This is a genomic window from Syntrophomonas curvata (assembly GCF_052976825.1).
In genome coordinates this window covers 1,730,950-1,746,722 of record NZ_CM129641.1, presented here as the reverse complement: position 1 = coordinate 1,746,722, position 15,773 = coordinate 1,730,950, and the positions used below count along the sequence as shown (strand labels likewise).

At 50.1% G+C, this 15,773-nt stretch carries 13 protein-coding genes; 11 read left to right on the top strand and 2 right to left on the bottom strand.

Annotation, left to right across the window (positions count from 1 at the left end; genetic code table 11):
• Positions 1–95 precede the first annotated feature (95 nt).
• The 10 genes from ACU70B_RS07770 (at position 96) to ACU70B_RS07725 (ending at position 12,829) form a co-directional block, all read left to right on the top strand.
• Positions 96–2,144, top strand: a complete 2,049-nt coding sequence (locus ACU70B_RS07770) for a hydantoinase/oxoprolinase family protein (RefSeq protein WP_447183001.1) — start codon at positions 96–98, stop codon at positions 2,142–2,144.
• 48 nt (positions 2,145–2,192) lie between these two features.
• Entirely contained in the window at positions 2,193–3,869 is a 1,677-nt protein-coding gene (locus ACU70B_RS07765; protein WP_447183000.1) for a hydantoinase B/oxoprolinase family protein, read from the top strand.
• A gap of 20 nt (positions 3,870–3,889) precedes the next feature.
• Positions 3,890–4,603, top strand: a complete 714-nt coding sequence (locus ACU70B_RS07760; protein ID WP_447182999.1) for a FadR/GntR family transcriptional regulator — start codon at positions 3,890–3,892, stop codon at positions 4,601–4,603.
• 203 nt (positions 4,604–4,806) lie between these two features.
• Positions 4,807–5,934 (top strand): ATP-binding protein, encoded by a 1,128-nt coding sequence (locus ACU70B_RS07755; protein ID WP_447182998.1) that lies wholly within the window; start codon positions 4,807–4,809, stop codon positions 5,932–5,934.
• 23 nt (positions 5,935–5,957) lie between these two features.
• The gene (locus tag ACU70B_RS07750) at positions 5,958–8,357 is read left to right on the top strand and encodes a molybdopterin-dependent oxidoreductase (protein ID WP_447182997.1); all 2,400 of its coding nucleotides are present in this window, start codon (positions 5,958–5,960) and stop codon (positions 8,355–8,357) included.
• Positions 8,358–8,374: 17 nt separating this feature from the next.
• Positions 8,375–8,941 (top strand): 4Fe-4S dicluster domain-containing protein, encoded by a 567-nt coding sequence (locus tag ACU70B_RS07745; protein WP_447182996.1) that lies wholly within the window; start codon positions 8,375–8,377, stop codon positions 8,939–8,941.
• Positions 8,942–8,953: 12 nt separating this feature from the next.
• Entirely contained in the window at positions 8,954–9,793 is an 840-nt protein-coding gene (locus ACU70B_RS07740) for a dimethyl sulfoxide reductase anchor subunit family protein (RefSeq protein WP_447182995.1), read from the top strand.
• An 18-nt stretch (positions 9,794–9,811) separates the two neighbouring features.
• Positions 9,812–10,375: a TorD/DmsD family molecular chaperone gene (locus ACU70B_RS07735; RefSeq protein ID WP_447182994.1), complete on the top strand. Its 564-nt coding sequence runs from the start codon at positions 9,812–9,814 to the stop codon at positions 10,373–10,375.
• Positions 10,376–10,518: 143 nt separating this feature from the next.
• Positions 10,519–11,541: a molybdopterin-binding protein gene (locus ACU70B_RS07730; protein WP_447182993.1), complete on the top strand. Its 1,023-nt coding sequence runs from the start codon at positions 10,519–10,521 to the stop codon at positions 11,539–11,541.
• Positions 11,542–11,554: 13 nt separating this feature from the next.
• On the top strand, positions 11,555–12,829 hold the full coding sequence (locus tag ACU70B_RS07725; protein ID WP_447182992.1) for a molybdopterin molybdotransferase MoeA: 1,275 nt from the start codon (positions 11,555–11,557) through the stop codon (positions 12,827–12,829).
• Positions 12,830–12,995: 166 nt separating this feature from the next.
• On the opposite strand, the gene ACU70B_RS07720 is transcribed toward ACU70B_RS07725, so the two are convergent.
• Positions 12,996–13,397: a hypothetical protein gene (locus tag ACU70B_RS07720; protein WP_447182991.1), complete on the bottom strand. Its 402-nt coding sequence runs from the start codon at positions 13,395–13,397 to the stop codon at positions 12,996–12,998.
• A gap of 165 nt (positions 13,398–13,562) precedes the next feature.
• Between ACU70B_RS07720 and fakB the strand changes: the two genes are divergently transcribed.
• The gene (fakB, locus tag ACU70B_RS07715; protein WP_447185729.1) at positions 13,563–14,420 is read left to right on the top strand and encodes a fatty acid kinase binding subunit FakB; all 858 of its coding nucleotides are present in this window, start codon (positions 13,563–13,565) and stop codon (positions 14,418–14,420) included.
• Positions 14,421–14,518: 98 nt separating this feature from the next.
• On the opposite strand, the gene ACU70B_RS07710 is transcribed toward fakB, so the two are convergent.
• On the bottom strand, positions 14,519–15,664 hold the full coding sequence (locus ACU70B_RS07710) for a THUMP domain-containing class I SAM-dependent RNA methyltransferase (protein WP_447182990.1): 1,146 nt from the start codon (positions 15,662–15,664) through the stop codon (positions 14,519–14,521).
• Positions 15,665–15,773 lie beyond the last annotated feature (109 nt).

Here is a 15,773-nt window from a genome sequence, read left to right as displayed (position 1 = left end):
GTAATTCTGAATCTTTGAGTTATAATGTAATAAGGTAAACTAACTTTATCCTAATTGTTGAATCAATTAAAGCTTTAGTAAAGGCGGTTGGCGTTTTGAACTACCTATTAGGGATTGATGCAGGCGGTACATTTATCGATTACCTGCTGGTAAATGATGCAGGCGGACATACCAGCTATAAAAGCCTGGCCCGGCCTGATCTATCTGATTACGGTATTATTGCCGGCCTGGCGGAAATGGCTGACTATATGGGCCAGGACTTAAATCGGCTGCTGGCTGAGGTCGGTCTTGTTGTGCATGGTACCACGGTCGCGACCAACGCCGTTTTAACCAGGAATGGATCGGCGACCGCCCTGCTGACTACCGAAGGGTTGATTGACCTGCTGGAAATGCGTCAGGGAGTCAGAGATGATTTATACAACAATCACTGCGAATCCCCTCCGCCGCTGGTAGAAAGGTGGTTCCGCCTGCCGGTCAGGGAACGGATCGACTACCAGGGTAACGTGCTCAGACCCCTGGATCAAGCCTTTTTGCGGCAACTGCTGCACTTGCTAGCCAGGACCGAAGTCGAATCGGTAGCTGTAGTATTGGCACACAGCTATGTCAATCCGCTGCACGAGATGCAAGTGGCTGCGCTGCTCAACGAGGAACTGCCCCAGGTGCATGTTAGCCTGAGCCATCGGGTTTTACCCCGGGTTCATATGTACCGCAGAGTTAGCACTACGGTATTGGATGCTTATGTAGCGCCCATTCTGGAGCGTTATTTGCAAGGATTGCAGGAGAAATTGCAATCATCGGGCTTTAAAGGTGATTTGCTCATTATGCAGTCCAATGGCGGTACGGTTACCGTGGATAAAGCCCTGGAGCTTCCGGTGATGAGCCTGCTGTCAGGACCGGCAGCAGGCCCGGGAATGGTGAGGTGCCTGGGGCAGGAAATTGAAAGCGCCGATGCTGTTATAATGGATATGGGCGGTACCAGCTTCGACGTATCCCTGCTGCGGGGCGGAAATCCTGGCATGACTGACGGCAGTATGGTAGCCGGCCTGTATTACGGTTTGCCCGTGATTGATATCCACACTATCGGTGCAGGTGGGGGGAGCATTGCCCGGGTTGACAGTGGCGGTCTTCTCCATGTAGGACCGGAAAGTGCCGGGGCCAAGCCAGGACCAGCCTGCTATGGGCTGGGTGGAAGAGACGCTACCTGTACCGATGCTGATTTAACTCTGGGCTTGATTAATCCTGAGTATTTTCTGGGGGGCAGATTGAAGCTCAATACCCAGGCAGCCCGGCAGGCCATATACGAAAACGTGGCCCTGCCGCTACATACCGACATAGATACTGCTGCCTTGGGTATATATAAAATGGTTAATACCGAGATGGCCTCCGGCATTAAGGAAATAACCCTGGAAAAAGGTTTGGATCCCCGGGAAATGACCATGGTGGTAGGCGGGGGAGCAGGCGCTTTGCATGCTGCTTATGTCGCCCGCGAGCTGGGCATCGGCAGGTTATTGATATCACGTGAATCTTCGGTCATGTGCGCGGTGGGTATGCTCTGCTGCAACTATCGGCGCGACTATTACCGCCATAGCTATTGCCTTATTGCTGATATGCAATGGCAAACCATGCAGAACACTTATGAAAATTTATGGTCGGAAGCCAAGAGCCAGGCTCCCAATGTAAGGGGTTTGAATCTGACCCATAAATCAGTGTTTATGCGTTATTATGGGCAACACCATGAAATTGCGGTGGAAATAACCGAATTCGACATGCTGGACAGTAGTGTACTGAGCAGGCTTTTTCACAACCAGCATTATAATCTGTATGGATATGACCTTTCTGAACATGATACCATGATAGAGATAATCGGATTATCAATAGTGGTGCAGGGGGAACCGCGTCAGGCCTCATGCATGGAATGCATAACCGGTAATTGCGGAAGGCCCGTTCTTAAAGGAAGCCGTCGGGCTTGCCTGGAGGAAGCCGGTTTTTTCATGGAGATTCCGGTTTATGATGGCGACGATATGTCCATAGGCTCAAATCTGGCGGGTCCCGCCCTGGTGGAACAGCGTCATTCCACCATTGTGGTACCGTCTGGCTTTGCTCTGTTCTGTGAAGGCAGGTGCTTTGTCATGAAGCAGCTATAGGCCTTCTCCCGGTTCAATCTAGCAGTGAATTGGAGGCATTAAACCGTCATGGATCCTATTTCCGCAGCATTAATGCAAAAAAAACTAAAATCCATTACCCGGCAGATGGCCATGGCCATGATGTATAGCTGCCGTTCGCTTAACCTCAGTGAAGCCCGTGATTTCTGCACCGGCATCTACGGCGCCGACGGAGGAATATGGGAGCAAAGTGAGTTTATCCCCATAATGGCTTACACTGTCCCCTCCTCGATTAAAGCCATTGCCCAATATTATTGCGACGACCTTCACCCCGGCGATGTGATCATGCACAATGACCCCTTTACCGGGGGCAACCAGGCTTCTGATGTTAAAATCGTAAAGCCTGTCTTCTGGGAAGACAAGCTCGTCTGCTTTGCTGCCATTAATGCCCACCAGGCCGATGTGGGCGGTGCCGTACCAGGTGGGTATAACCCCGGGGCCAGGGAAATATGGCAGGAAGCGCTGCGTATAACCCCGGTTAAGATCTACGAACGGGGGCGGCTGCGCCGCGATATCTGGGATTTAATCTTTGCCAACATCCGTCTGCCGATTGTCAAAGAAGATATCCAGCCCATGGTAGGAGCCTGCCAGCTTGCCTGCCAAGGGTTGGAGCAACTGATGGCAGCACTGGGTATAAATACATTTCAGACTAATCTGAACTACCTGTTTGATTCATCTGAGATCTCAATCAAAGAAAAAATCGCTGCTATACCCGCCGGTGAATACAAAGCATCTCATCCTGTCTTTGACGATGGGGTTGATCCCGGGCGGGTTATGCATATCAACCTTAAGCTGTCGGTAGGACATGATTCGATTCATTTTGATTATACCGGCACAACTGAACAAACTCCGGGTTATGTAAATGCTCCCTGTGCCGTTACCCTTTCCGGCTCGCTTTTAGCCCTGCTGATGTGCCTTAAAGATATTTTTCCCAAAAACCAGGGCATGATGAGGGCATTAAGCTTCACGGTCCCCCGGGGTAGTATACTAAACCCGGAGTTCCCTGCTGCTACCGGCTTCGGCAATCATTTGACCGACCAGATCGGAGCCGTAGTAATGAAGGCTCTGTTTCAGGCTGTACCTGAGCGGGTTACTGCCGGATGGAACCCGCTTTTGTGCGTTATGTTGTCCGGTTACGATTCTAAACGCAAGCGTCGTTTTGCCGACATGTTGATCAATGCCTGCAAGGGCGGCAGCGGCGCCACCCAGGGCCACGACGGATGGTCGCATTTAGGTCTGATCGGCGGCGGAGGAGGGATTACTGCTCAGGACCCGGAGCTCTTTGAAATGGAAAATCCGGTTACTTTCCACCGCTTTGAACTGGCCCGGGACTCTGCCGGAGCAGGCCAATACCGAGGAGGTTTAGGCGTCGAAACATTACTGGAAGTTACTGAGGATAATATATACGCCAATATATTCGGCGACGGCTTAAATGAAGAAGCTGCCGCTTTCGGACTGGCCGGCGGCGGTCAAGGAAGCACCAATATGATCGATATTACCTTGCCTTCCGGTGAAATAATAAAACCCGCCAGCAAAGATTTGGTGGGCCCCTTGCCGCGGGGAACGGTTTTTCACCAATTGGCCGGCGGCGGGGGAGGGTATGGCCCCCCCTCCAAACGCAGTCTGAAACAGGTGGAATACGATCTGAAAGCCGGCTATATAAGTAAAGATACAGCGGCCCGGCTCTATGCTCTGGAGATTCTGTAAACCGAACGGGAGGGATGGCAATGAGTAAAAAAGCGTCAGAAATACGCAATGTCAGCGGCCAAATTGTTGAAGACTTGCTCGACTCCATACTGAGGGGCGAATTAAAACTGGGCTCGAAGCTTCCGCCGGAAGTAACAATGGCAGAAGAATATGGAGTAAGCCGGCCAACGGTGCGCAATGCTCTTATGACTCTTGAAAATGAACACATCCTGGAGGCGAAAAAGGGGGCTCATGGCGGATGGTACGTATGCAACAAAAACGTTAACCAAGTAGCAACCTATTTGGGACGCTATCTTTCCCTTTCCCTAAACAGCAACCGGATTAACAGCTCTCACCTGATGGAGATACGTTCCATGATTGAGGTGAAAGGAAGCGGTCTGGCCGCATTGCGCCGTACCGCAGAGGATATCCAGGCTATCGCCGCAGCTCTGCCCACAGGGGAGTACTTGAGCGATTACGAGTATCACAGCCAGGATATTGAGTTTCACCGCCGGGTAGCGGAGGCCACCCATAACCCGATGCTGATCATTACCGTTCAGGCTACAACCATGGCACAGGAGCTATATGCCATGACCACCCCCGCACCGGAAGTTCTCCGCCAGGAACTGAACCATACCTTAATGAATATTTATCAAGCCATCGTGCAGCAGGACGTAAAAAAAGCCGAAGAAGCCATGGAAATACACCTTGGCTACTATAAAAGGATGACTGCCGACATTCACTTCGATATATAATAATCCGGCTTACAGGCTTCATCAGCATATCATAAATCAGGGAGATGAATTATCACATCTCCCTCCTTTTTTTCATAAATGTCAATGCAGTTTACATTTGGTGGTAAACATGTTTACATATTGCAGTTTATTGTCGAAATCATAGTGATTTATGCTTAGAATTAAATTGTACAGGTCATCGCATTAACAAAGGAGGTGAAGCCATGCTGGACAGACTGCTGCATCTTTTCGAGGATGCCGACTCCGGGGAGCAGGTAAATCTTAAGGTCTGGAATCATCTCTGTCTTAATATCCGCAGCGGCAAAAAATTATGCCGGGCTTGTGAAGATAGCTGTCCAGTGCAAGGTATAAAACAGACCGGCAAGGAAGTGCAAATATCGGATTGTATTTCCTGTGGCCTTTGTGCAGTAGCTTGTCCGACTGGAGTTCTGGATCAGTTGTGGGGCGGTTTCGTCCGGGTCATTAATGTCAGTCGTGACCGGCGCCCTTATATATGGTTGACCTGCCACCGGGCGGCCCCGATTAATGATGCGGTGCGTTTGAATTGCCTGGGCGAATTAACCCCGGAACTGGTTTTCTACTTGCTTTGCCAGGGGAGCCGAAAGGTAAATATTCTTTACCAGCCGGAGCTATGCCAGGACTGCCGATGCCAAACCGGCCGGAGCAACTGGATTAATACCCTGGAGAAACTGGGCTGCATTTATCCCGCCGACACCGATTGTCTGCAGGTCTATTGCGACCTGCCGGAAAACACCCCGGAGACGAAATTATCCGTAGACTACAGCCGTAGAGGAATGCTGCGCGCATTAAGCGGAGAAGCCCGCCGGATAATGGATGAACTACTGAGTCAACAACCGGAAGAACACTCATATCACAGATTTTCCCAGAGCCTGTCCCTGCGGAGAAAGTTATTCCGCTACGTAATATCTCATCTGGAACCGGAGAAAGTTAAATTGATGGAACCGGGATATTTACGCCATCCGGAAATTGATGAAAGATGTACTTTTTGCGGCAGTTGTTCCATCCTTTGCGCGTCGGGAGCCATGAAAATGGAAAAATCAGAAACCGGTATAAGTCTGACTGTTGACCCGACGGCCTGTAATATGTGTGGCTTATGTGCCGCCACCTGTCCGGCTCAGGCAATAAAAGTAGACTGGACCATACCCAATGACGGCCCGGCACACAGAATCTCCCTGGCTCAGGGGGAACTGAAAACCTGCACATTGTGCCACCAGAGTTACCTGGCTAATATCAGTCAAAACCAGACAATCTGCCCCGGATGCATAACCAGCCAATGCAAACCTAAGCTTATCTGGCCGGAAATCCCTTAATAATTTGCAGGAGGTGCTCTCAAGTGGGGATAAAACTAACCAGAAGAAATTTCGTCAAGGCCTCAGCCGCTACTGCAGCCTTGACCTACGGAGCCAGCCAGTTTACCAACGTTTTTGAACCTGCTTCGGCTAAAGCCGCCGTTGCTGAAGAAGGTGTCAAGCTGGTTCGTACTGCCTGTGCTCCCAACTGTGTTAACAGTTGCGGACATTTAGTTCACGTTAAGGACAATAGAATAATCAAAGTTGAACCCGCTGATTTTCCTGATAACCGGTACAAGAGGATATGCCTCAAGGGTATTTCGAACGCCATGCAGCGAACCTACTCTCCCGATCGGGTCAAGTATCCCATGATGCGGGTAGGAAAGCGGGGCGAGGGCAAGTGGAAGCGGATTTCCTGGGATGAAGCCTACGACTATATTGCGGACAAGATTAAGAGTATGCAGGCCCAATACGGTGACGGAGCTATGGCCTGGATGAGCATGACCGGAGACTACGGTGTTTTTGGCCAGTTAATCTCCCACCGTATAGCCAATGTTATGAAGGGTACCATACTCACCAATTTGGGTATCATGGGCGACCTGGCCTCCAATATTGGATTTTTCCCAGCCACCGGCATGCTGCAGGATGCCCACCCCTGGCCTGATTTGATGAATTGCAAACTGAATATTCTCTTTGCCTGCAACTATGCCGAGACCTCATTAAACGATACCCGCTTTATCTGGGATGCCATGGAAAACGGCATGAAGCTGATTGTTGTCGACCCTCGTTTTTCCAACACCGCCTCCAAGGCGGATCAATGGATTGCATTGCGTCCCGGCACCGATGCTGCCATGATGCTGGGCATGGCCAACGTAATTCTGAGCAAAAACCTGCATGACCGGCAGTTCCTGGCTCAAAACACCAACGGAACTTTCCTGGTGCGCACCGATAATGGCAGATTTCTAAAGGCAAAAGACATTAACGGCGGCACTGCCGAAGAGTTTATGGTAATTGACGCACTCACCGGCGCTGTCCGGGTGCGGAGCGATGCCGGTGCAGCCCTATCGGGCAAGGTTACCGTATCCCTGGCCGACGGCAGTAAAGCCGAATGCCGCACCGCCTGGGATCTGATTGAAGATTACATCAAGCAATGGCCGGTGCAAAAGGCCAGCGAGGTATGCGAAGTTCCAGCCGATGTAATAACCAAACTGGCCGTGGAATATGCTACCACCCATCCGGCCGCGATCCGTATCAGCCAGGGCTCCAACCGCTACTGGCAGGGCCATCAGGGATTTAGAAACGCCATCCTGCTTGGAGCCATGTGCGGAAACCATGGTAAAAAGGGCGGGGGAGTATCCTGGGCGGGCGGAACCCTGTTTAAAACTATTGCCGCAACTCCGCCATGCTGGTTGAATCCTCGTCTGGATGAGGGCTATCAGGAGAAGAATGTGGTTGGCAGCCATATGTTTGAAGACCTTCCCCGGGATAAGCCCTATCCGATCAGAGGAATCTGGTTCAACCATTATAATTACGGGACCCAGATGCCTAATTATAACCTATTTATCAAGGAAATTGCTCCCCGTCTGGAACTGATTGTAGTGAATGAGCAGTTGATGAACGATGCCACCACCTATGCCGACGTGGTTCTTCCGGCCTGCTCCTGGTATGAACAGGAAGGGGAACTGGTAGCCGCCTGGTCCAATTATTACTTCCAGCTGCGCAAACAGTGCATCAAGCCTATGTGGGAAGCCAAACAGGATCATACCATTTATGCTGAAATCTCGGAACGTATGGGATACGGCAAGTACTGGGGAACGGTTGCGGACAGTGTCAACGAAGTTATCGACAATTTCCTGGAAGACCGGCTGCGTGATATCAATAAAAAAGAACTGTGGGAGACTGGTGTGACCCGGGCACTGTACTCGGATGATTTCATACCATTTGCCGACCAGAAATACTTTACTCCGTCCGGCAAGCTGGAAATTTATCTGGACTACCTGCACGATTTGGGCGAGTCTCTGCCGGTCTATGTGGAACCGCTGGAGAGCAACCGCAAACCCAAGGCTAAAAAATATCCGCTTACCTTTATGAACGTGCATAGTGTCTTCACCGTCCATTCCCAGCATGCCACCCTGCCCTGGATCAAGGAGGTCAACCCGGAACCGCGGGTCGATATCAGCCGGGAGGATGCCAATCAGCGGGGCATAAGGGACGGAGATACGGTGAAGGTCTTCAACGACCGCGGTCATGTGGTTCTTAAAGCCCGGGTCATGGAAGGAATCAAACCGGGGTGTGTCAATATCTATGAAGGTTACTGGAAGAAACAGTTTAAGGACGGACATCTTCCCTCTCTGACCCATATGGAGTTGAACCCGGTGCACGATGCCGTATTTGAAAGCAATTATGCTCCATACGACAACCTGGTTGAAATTGAAAAGGTGTGAAAAGGGGGGAATAGCAGATGAGTAAAAAATATGCTCTGATCATAGACACCAAAAGATGCGTGGGTTGCCGTACCTGTACGGTGGCATGCAAAATGGAAAACAATGTGCCTCTGGGCATAGCCCGTATGCGGGTGTTCAACCCCGAAGGCAATTTGCACTTCGATAAGCCAGTCGGGGTTTACCCCAACCTAAAAATGTATTGGACTCCGGTGCCCTGCCAGCATTGCGATAACGCTCCCTGCATTAAGGCCTGTCCTTCGGGGGCAATGCATAAAAGAGAAGATGGCATTGTCGATTTGGATAAAAGCAAGTGCATAGGCTGTCAGTACTGTACCTGGGTGTGTCCTTATAATGTCCCCCAATTTGATGCTGAGGCCGGCGTCAGCGATAAATGCAACATGTGCGCGCAGCGTCTGGACCAGGGCGAAGAACCTATGTGCGTACTATGCTGTCCGGCACGAGCCATTAAGTTTGGGGATTTGAACAATCCCAATTCCGAAGTAGCTGAACTAATCAACAAACGCAGCAGCAAGGTTTTGTTACCGGAACAGGGTACCAACCCGACGACCCAATATCTATTCTAAGGAGGGACGACAATGCATATACCATACAGCCTGGCAACCAGTTACCTTCTTTTAGGGACTTCTATTGGATTGGTGATATGGTTTGCGGCAGGAAGATTTATAGACCGGGATCATAACTACAAGGTCTTATCCCGTATACTCTTAACTGCAGCTATACTGGCGGTTCTGGGAGTAATCTTTGCTACCCTCCATCTGGGCCATATGGAAAGGTTTATGAACCTGGTGGCCAATCCCTCATCCTGGCTCTCCCGGGAGGGATTATTCGCCGGTGCATTTACCGCCTGTACCGTGCTTTATTTCCTTTTAATCAAGAAATCCGGAATGGAAGCCGTCAAGAAACTGGACCCGTTGCTTTACCTGGCCGTACTGGCCGGTGTGGGCACCTTTATCTGCATGGGCATGATCTATGCTTCGGTACAGGCGATTCCAGCCTGGAATACTACCATGGTAGTATTGATTGACATCTTTTCCGGGCTGCTGCTGGGCGGATTCTTGTTTCTGGTGTTGGCAGGCAAAGAACTGCCCGGCAACATTATAAAACCTATTACCACCGCTATATTCTTAGTCCTGGTGGTAAGCCTGATAGTCAATATTGCTTATGATGCCCAGGTCAGGATGGCCTTGTCTGCGCTGTCGGCCCAGGGGGTAGCGGTTCCGTCTCTGATGCTGATTACTTTGATTAGACTGGTAATCGGTTTGTTGGTTCCGGTCTACCTGCTTGCCAAAGGTTTTAAAGCAAAATCAGGGCTGCTTGCATCAACATTTTCAATTGCTCTGGCCTGTGTACTGATAGGTGAGGTAACTGCTAAAATCATGCACTTTCTAACCGCAGTCAAGGGCCCGCTTTTCTAATCGCAAGGGGGGAAAGTAATGTCCAATCAGAGTCGCTACGAATTATTAGCCTTGGCTTTGTCATATCCGCATCCCGAACTGGTTGCTGCCATTGAACAGGGCCGGTATGATAAAGAATTCGGCCAAACCGCACCGCTGCCGGTGAACCTGGAAGAATTGGAGGTGGAGTACTGCCGGTTGTTCGTCGGCCCCGGCCATGTTGAAGTCCCTCCCTATGAATCGGTATACCGTGAGCACGATATTAAAATGCAGAAGGGATTGGTAATGGGCCCGCCGGCGGCGGCAGTAAGCAAAATGTATCAGGAGGCCGGGTTGCAGCTGGCCCGGGGATTCCATGATATGCCCGATCATATTGCGGCAGAAACATGGTTCCTGGCTTATCTGGAAGCAATGAGCAATAGTGCTGACGGACTGGACTTTTTGCAGCGAAAGCAACAATTCATACATCGGCACCTGGGACATTGGGCGGCAGCCTTTGCCGAAGCGGTGCAAAGAGCCAGCCGCCATGCCTGGTATATATATGTCAGTAAACTGCTGGCTGAAACTATTGAAGCAGAAGCGGGCAGAACCCTCTACAGCTAAAACGGGAGCTTGCAGTTTGCCTGGGAAGGAACGGGTCCTGCTCTTAAGGGCAGGGCTCGTTCAACCGGGGATGGCAATGCCTGGGGAATATCAAGACGGTCAGGTTGTTGACAAGGTTTTCTCAAAAAGGAGGGAGACAGGCAATGCAGTCGATCAGGGTAGAAGATGCGGTAGGGGCTGTTCTATGCCATGATATTACCAAAATTGTACCCGGCGGATTTAAAGGACCAGCTTTTAAAAAAGGCCACGTTATAAATGAAGCTGACATACCTGAGCTACTAAAGTTGGGAAAGGAGCATATTTTCGTCTGGGAAGCTCATGACAGCCAGGTGCATGAGGACGAAGCCGCAATAAGATTGGCAAATGCCGTTAAAGGGCAGGGCATAAGCCTGACCGAGCCCAAAGAGGGGAAGGTTAATCTTCTGGCCGATTATGACGGCATGAGCCTGATTAACGAAGGACTTTTGATTGAAATTAACATGATAGAGGAAATTGCGGTAGCGACCCGCAATAATCGCAGGCCGGTTAAAAAGGGTGATGTTATAGCAGGGGTTAGAGTAATTCCGCTTCTGATTGAAGAGCAGAAGCTGCAGCTCATCGAACGAATGGGCCGAAATAACGAAATCGCCGCGGTCAGGCCATTCCGCCCGTTAAAAGCGGGCATTGTCACCACCGGCAGCGAGGTGTTCCATAACCGCATCGAAGATAGATTCAGCCCAGTGGTTAAAGCCAAAATCGAGTCCTATGGATGCGAGGTCATCAAACAGCTGGTTGTCCCTGATAATCCCGTAGAAATAACCCGAGCCATAGATTGGTTGATTAACCGGGGGGCAGAGTTGGTTTTAACTACCGGCGGAATGTCGATTGATCCTGATGATGTCACTCCTGCTGCAATCAGGGCAACCGGCGCTGATATTGTAAGCTACGGCGCACCCGTACTGCCGGGGGCGATGATGATGGTTGCCTACCTGGGCAATATACCTATCCTGGGATTGCCCGGCTGTGTAATGTATCATAAAACTACGGTTTTTGACCTGATTATTCCTTCCGTACTCAGCGGAGAAAAAATAAGTAAAGGAATGCTGGCCCGGTTAGGGTTGGGGGGACTATGCCTGTACTGTGATGTTTGCCGTTACCCGGATTGTTCCTTTGGAACCGGTGCATAAGGAGGCGAATGCCGTGAGAGAAAACCTGCTATTGGAAGAAGCCCAGGAAGTTCTGTTGAATCAGGCCCGACCGTTGGGAAAAACTCTGGTGCCGCTGATGGAGGCATTTGGCAGGGTTGTTGGCCAAGATATAAGAGCGTGCGACAATGTTCCCCCTTTCAATAAATCGCCCCTGGATGGATACGCATTACGGTCCCATGATACCAGGAAAGCGAGTCCGCTCAATCCTGTCAGATTGACAGTGCGGGAAGAGGTACGGGCTGGTTGTATGCCCGGGCAGGAGGTTGTTCCCGGGACAGCGATCAAAGTCATGACTGGTGCTCCTTTGCCTGCCGGAGCAGATGCGGTAATAAAATACGAGGACGTTAAAGAAGGCGAGAATTGCCTAGAGGTTTACCAGCCCCTGAAAGCCGGCGGTAATATTATCCAGGCCGGCGACGACATCACTCAGGGAGAATTGGTAGCCCCTCAGGGCAGTCTTGTTAGTCCCGCCCTAGCCGGATTGCTGGCCAGTCTGGGTTTATCTCGGATACCTGTATTTTCTCAAATCAGGGCAGCTATTGTCTCTACCGGCGATGAGCTTATGACACCCTTTGAACCGCTGGTCCCAGGCAAGATTTATAACAGCAGCCTGTATAGCCTGGAGGCACGTTGCCGGGAGCTGGGTGCTTTGCCGGTAATCCTGGGGAATGTGCCAGATAGGGTTGAAGCGGTAGCTGCCTGTCTGCAACAGGGATTGGCAACGGCTGACATTGTTATAAGCACCGGAGGCGTATCCGTAGGGGACTATGATGTTGTACAGGATGCCCTGTCAGAATTGGGGGCGGAAATAATTTTCTGGAAAATAAAAATGAAGCCCGGTTCTCCGCTGATAGCGGCGCTAAAAGATAATAAGATCATAATTGGACTATCGGGAAACCCTGCGGCAGCTATGGTAACCTTTGATCTTGTGGCAGTGCCCGTACTTAAAAAAATGATGGGGCAAAATCAGCTTCTGCCCGGTAAAACCAAAGCGGTCTTCCTGGACCGCTTTGACAAGCCCAGCCCCGAGAGGAGGTTCTTGCGAGCGCGGCTGCACCGGCGGAATGGCATGGATTTTGTCAGACTTACCGGCGAGCAGGGGAATGGGGTGCTGAAGTCCCTGGTTGCCTGCAATGTTTTAATAGATGTCCCGGCCGGCAGCGGCCCGTTAAAAACCGGCCAGCAGGTTAATGCTTATATTACAGGTAATATCAACGAATCATATCAGCAAGATTTCCGTAGCAGCCTTATGAGAATTGCCTACTGAACCTCCATGGCCGCAGGCCATATCCCAAGGCTCCCGCAGGGTACAAGCACACAGTTCAGGGACGGGATTGGGTTTATACCTGGCACCGAGGGTGCAAATCCTTCTAATCTCAGGAGAGGTTTCCAAATCATCAGTATATTGGGGAACCTCTCCTCTGTCTTCTATTTTACAAAACCTCCACTTCCATTTTTATCCGCACTTCCTGCTCCGGAAACTGGCCGATAAAGCTTAATATGTTGCTTACCATGCTGATTGTTCCCACCGTATCCAAAGAGAAATGCAGTTTGTTGTTGGTTGCATCATCGCTTTCAATAGCCCCGTAAGCTGTTCCCTCAGCCATATGATTAGGCGCTTCTTTCTTATTATTATTTTTAGGCTTGGGCTGATTTTTGGAACCGCCTTTGCGAGCCAAGGGCAGGTCAACTTCATGCGCGATTTGGTAAAAGAGGGGACGGGTAATGCCCCATTGCTCCATTATCTCTTTAACGCTATGTTCAGCCCTTATTTCCATCAGGTACTCCCGCTTGTGGTCGCTGGACAGCTTACTAAATTCGGAAAAAGAAATCAATTCAACATCCTCCCGGCAATTGTATATTTTGCTAAAATAATCTCCTATTCATACCATATTTATACATTGCATAAATAGGGCAGAATAATTATCTTCCGATTTTAAAGGATTTGCCGTATATGTCTTGAAATACTTCAGGATAGCAATTCAGGAGGGAATAAAGTGATGGGCATAACAGTTGTTACCGACAGTACTTCCTATATAAACGCAGAATCACAGCAAGAATTGGATATAAGTGTGATTCCGCTTACGGTTCACTTTACTGATGAATCGTTCAAAGAAACCGAAGTAGATTATGCATATTTTTACAATAAGATTGAGAGAACCGGTATCATCCCTACATCCTCCCAGCCTACACCAGGCGAAATATACCAGGTTTTTAAACGGATACTTTCTCGAGGTGATGATATTGTAGCTGTTTTTATATCATCAGCAATGAGTGGTACTTATAATACCGCTATGAACATCAAGCATCAGCTCTTAGACGAATTCTCCGGCGCCAAAATTGAAATCCTGGATTCGCGCACCAATTGCATGGCTTTAGGGCTGCAGGTGCTGGAAGCGGCACGGGCGGCCAAAGCCGGTAAAACCCTGGAGAAGGTTGTACATGCTGCCCAGCATACACGGGATCGGGTTCGCTTCTACTTTGTCCCGGAGACCCTTGAGTATTTGAAAAAAGGTGGGCGTATCGGAACCGCATCGGCTTTGTTGGGTTCGATATTAAATATACGCCCCATTTTGACGGTAGACATGAAAAAAGGCATGACTCATTTACTGCATAAAGCCCGCGGTACATCCGCCGCTCTTAAACGAATGACGGAGCTGATGGAAGAAGATATCAAAAAATATGGCCTTAAGGAAATAGCAGTGCACCATATAAACGCCCCGGAAAAGGCTCATCAATTGCGGCAAACCTTGCAGGAGCGCTACGGTCTGCCGGTCAGCATACATTCCATCGGCCCGGTGATAGGTCTGCATACCGGGTTGGGGACAGTCGGCTTTGTCTATTGCACTGAACGCTGAAAGCAGGCTTTTACCGGTCCCAAGAGCCACTGGAGATGACGGCCGTGCCGCCGTCATCTCCAGTGGCTGATCTGTGGTTTTAACCGATGCCGCGTTTCTCATATCCGGTCTTTTGGGGGGCGGGGGCCGTAGAATTGATAATAGCAGCATTGGATACGCCCGTTATACAGTTTGCGCCTGCGGTCTGCCGTTCGGCCGTATAAGCTTTCAAATCGCTGGTGGGCCGTAAGTACATAAACAGACCAACTATCCAGAACTCTGAAAACTCCACCCATTTGCCTATATAATTCCTCTACCGTTGCCTTGTCTTCCAAGCGCTCCCCGTAAGGAGGATTGCAGATAATGCAGCCATACTTATCATGACTGCTCACAGCCGAAACCGGCATTGCCTGAAAATGTATATGTTCTTCCACCCCGGCCTGGCGGGCGTGATAACGGGCCAGGCTCAACACTTCCTTGTCTATGTCGGTTCCGCGAATAGACAGCTTCTTTTCCCGCTTAATTCGGTCACGAGCTTCACTTCGGGCCAATTGCCAATACTTTTTAGGTATCAGCGGCCATTTTTCTGCCGCAAACTCCCGATTTGAGCCCGGAGCTATATTAAGTCCTATCAGGGCAGCCTCAATGGGAATAGTACCGGAACCGCAAAAGGGATCCAGCAGCAACCGGTCATTATCCCAGTAACTTAAATCAATCAAGGCAGCGGCCAAAGTTTCCTTCAGTGGCGCGGGAGCACTTAACCTGCGATATCCTCTCTTGTGCAGACCAGCGCCGCTGGTATCGACCGTAAGGGTCGCAATATCTTTCAACAAAGCTACTTCAATTGTATAGCGGGCACCAGTCTCAGGAAACCATTGCAGCCGGTAGCGCTCTTTCATCTTCTCGACAACCGCCTTTTTCACAATAGCCTGGCAATCCGATACACTAAATAGTTGCGACTTGATTGATTTCCCTTCAACCGGGAAATTGCCATCCTCAGGTATCAAGTCAGCCCAGGGCAGAGCCCGGGTGTTCTGAAACAGTTCCTCAAAGGAACGGGCAGGAAATTCACCCATTTTGACCAGAATCCGATCGGCGCACCTTAACCATAAATTGAGCCGGGGGATAGCTTCCAGGTCTGCCCGGATAGTTACTCCGCCATTTTCCACTGTAAGGTCGTCATAGCCCAGCCGCTTGACCTCGCGGGCTACGACAGCTTCCAATCCAAAACCGGCCGTGGCAATCAATTCAATTTCTTCTTTCATTCCGTTCACCTGTCGTTAGCATATTGTAAATCAAGGTACAGCTAAATCATATTGTACCAGAAATCATTATTGAATACCTGCCTGGCGCCATCTTGGGGGAAGCCGTCTT

Bases quoted from the DNA above. Each gene is read 5' to 3' on its own strand.
- ACU70B_RS07735 (WP_447182994.1), top strand. From the start codon at position 9,812: ATGTCCAATCAGAGTCGCTACGAATTATTAGCCTTGGCTTTGTCATAT.
- ACU70B_RS07710 (WP_447182990.1), bottom strand. From the start codon at position 15,664: ATGAAAGAAGAAATTGAATTGATTGCCACGGCCGGTTTTGGATTGGAA.
- ACU70B_RS07760 (WP_447182999.1), top strand. From the start codon at position 3,890: ATGAGTAAAAAAGCGTCAGAAATACGCAATGTCAGCGGCCAAATTGTT.
- ACU70B_RS07745 (WP_447182996.1), top strand. From the start codon at position 8,375: ATGAGTAAAAAATATGCTCTGATCATAGACACCAAAAGATGCGTGGGT.
- ACU70B_RS07765 (WP_447183000.1), top strand. From the start codon at position 2,193: ATGGATCCTATTTCCGCAGCATTAATGCAAAAAAAACTAAAATCCATT.
- ACU70B_RS07730 (WP_447182993.1), top strand. From the start codon at position 10,519: ATGCAGTCGATCAGGGTAGAAGATGCGGTAGGGGCTGTTCTATGCCAT.
- ACU70B_RS07755 (WP_447182998.1), top strand. From the start codon at position 4,807: ATGCTGGACAGACTGCTGCATCTTTTCGAGGATGCCGACTCCGGGGAG.
- ACU70B_RS07740 (WP_447182995.1), top strand. From the start codon at position 8,954: ATGCATATACCATACAGCCTGGCAACCAGTTACCTTCTTTTAGGGACT.
- fakB (WP_447185729.1), top strand. From the start codon at position 13,563: ATGGGCATAACAGTTGTTACCGACAGTACTTCCTATATAAACGCAGAA.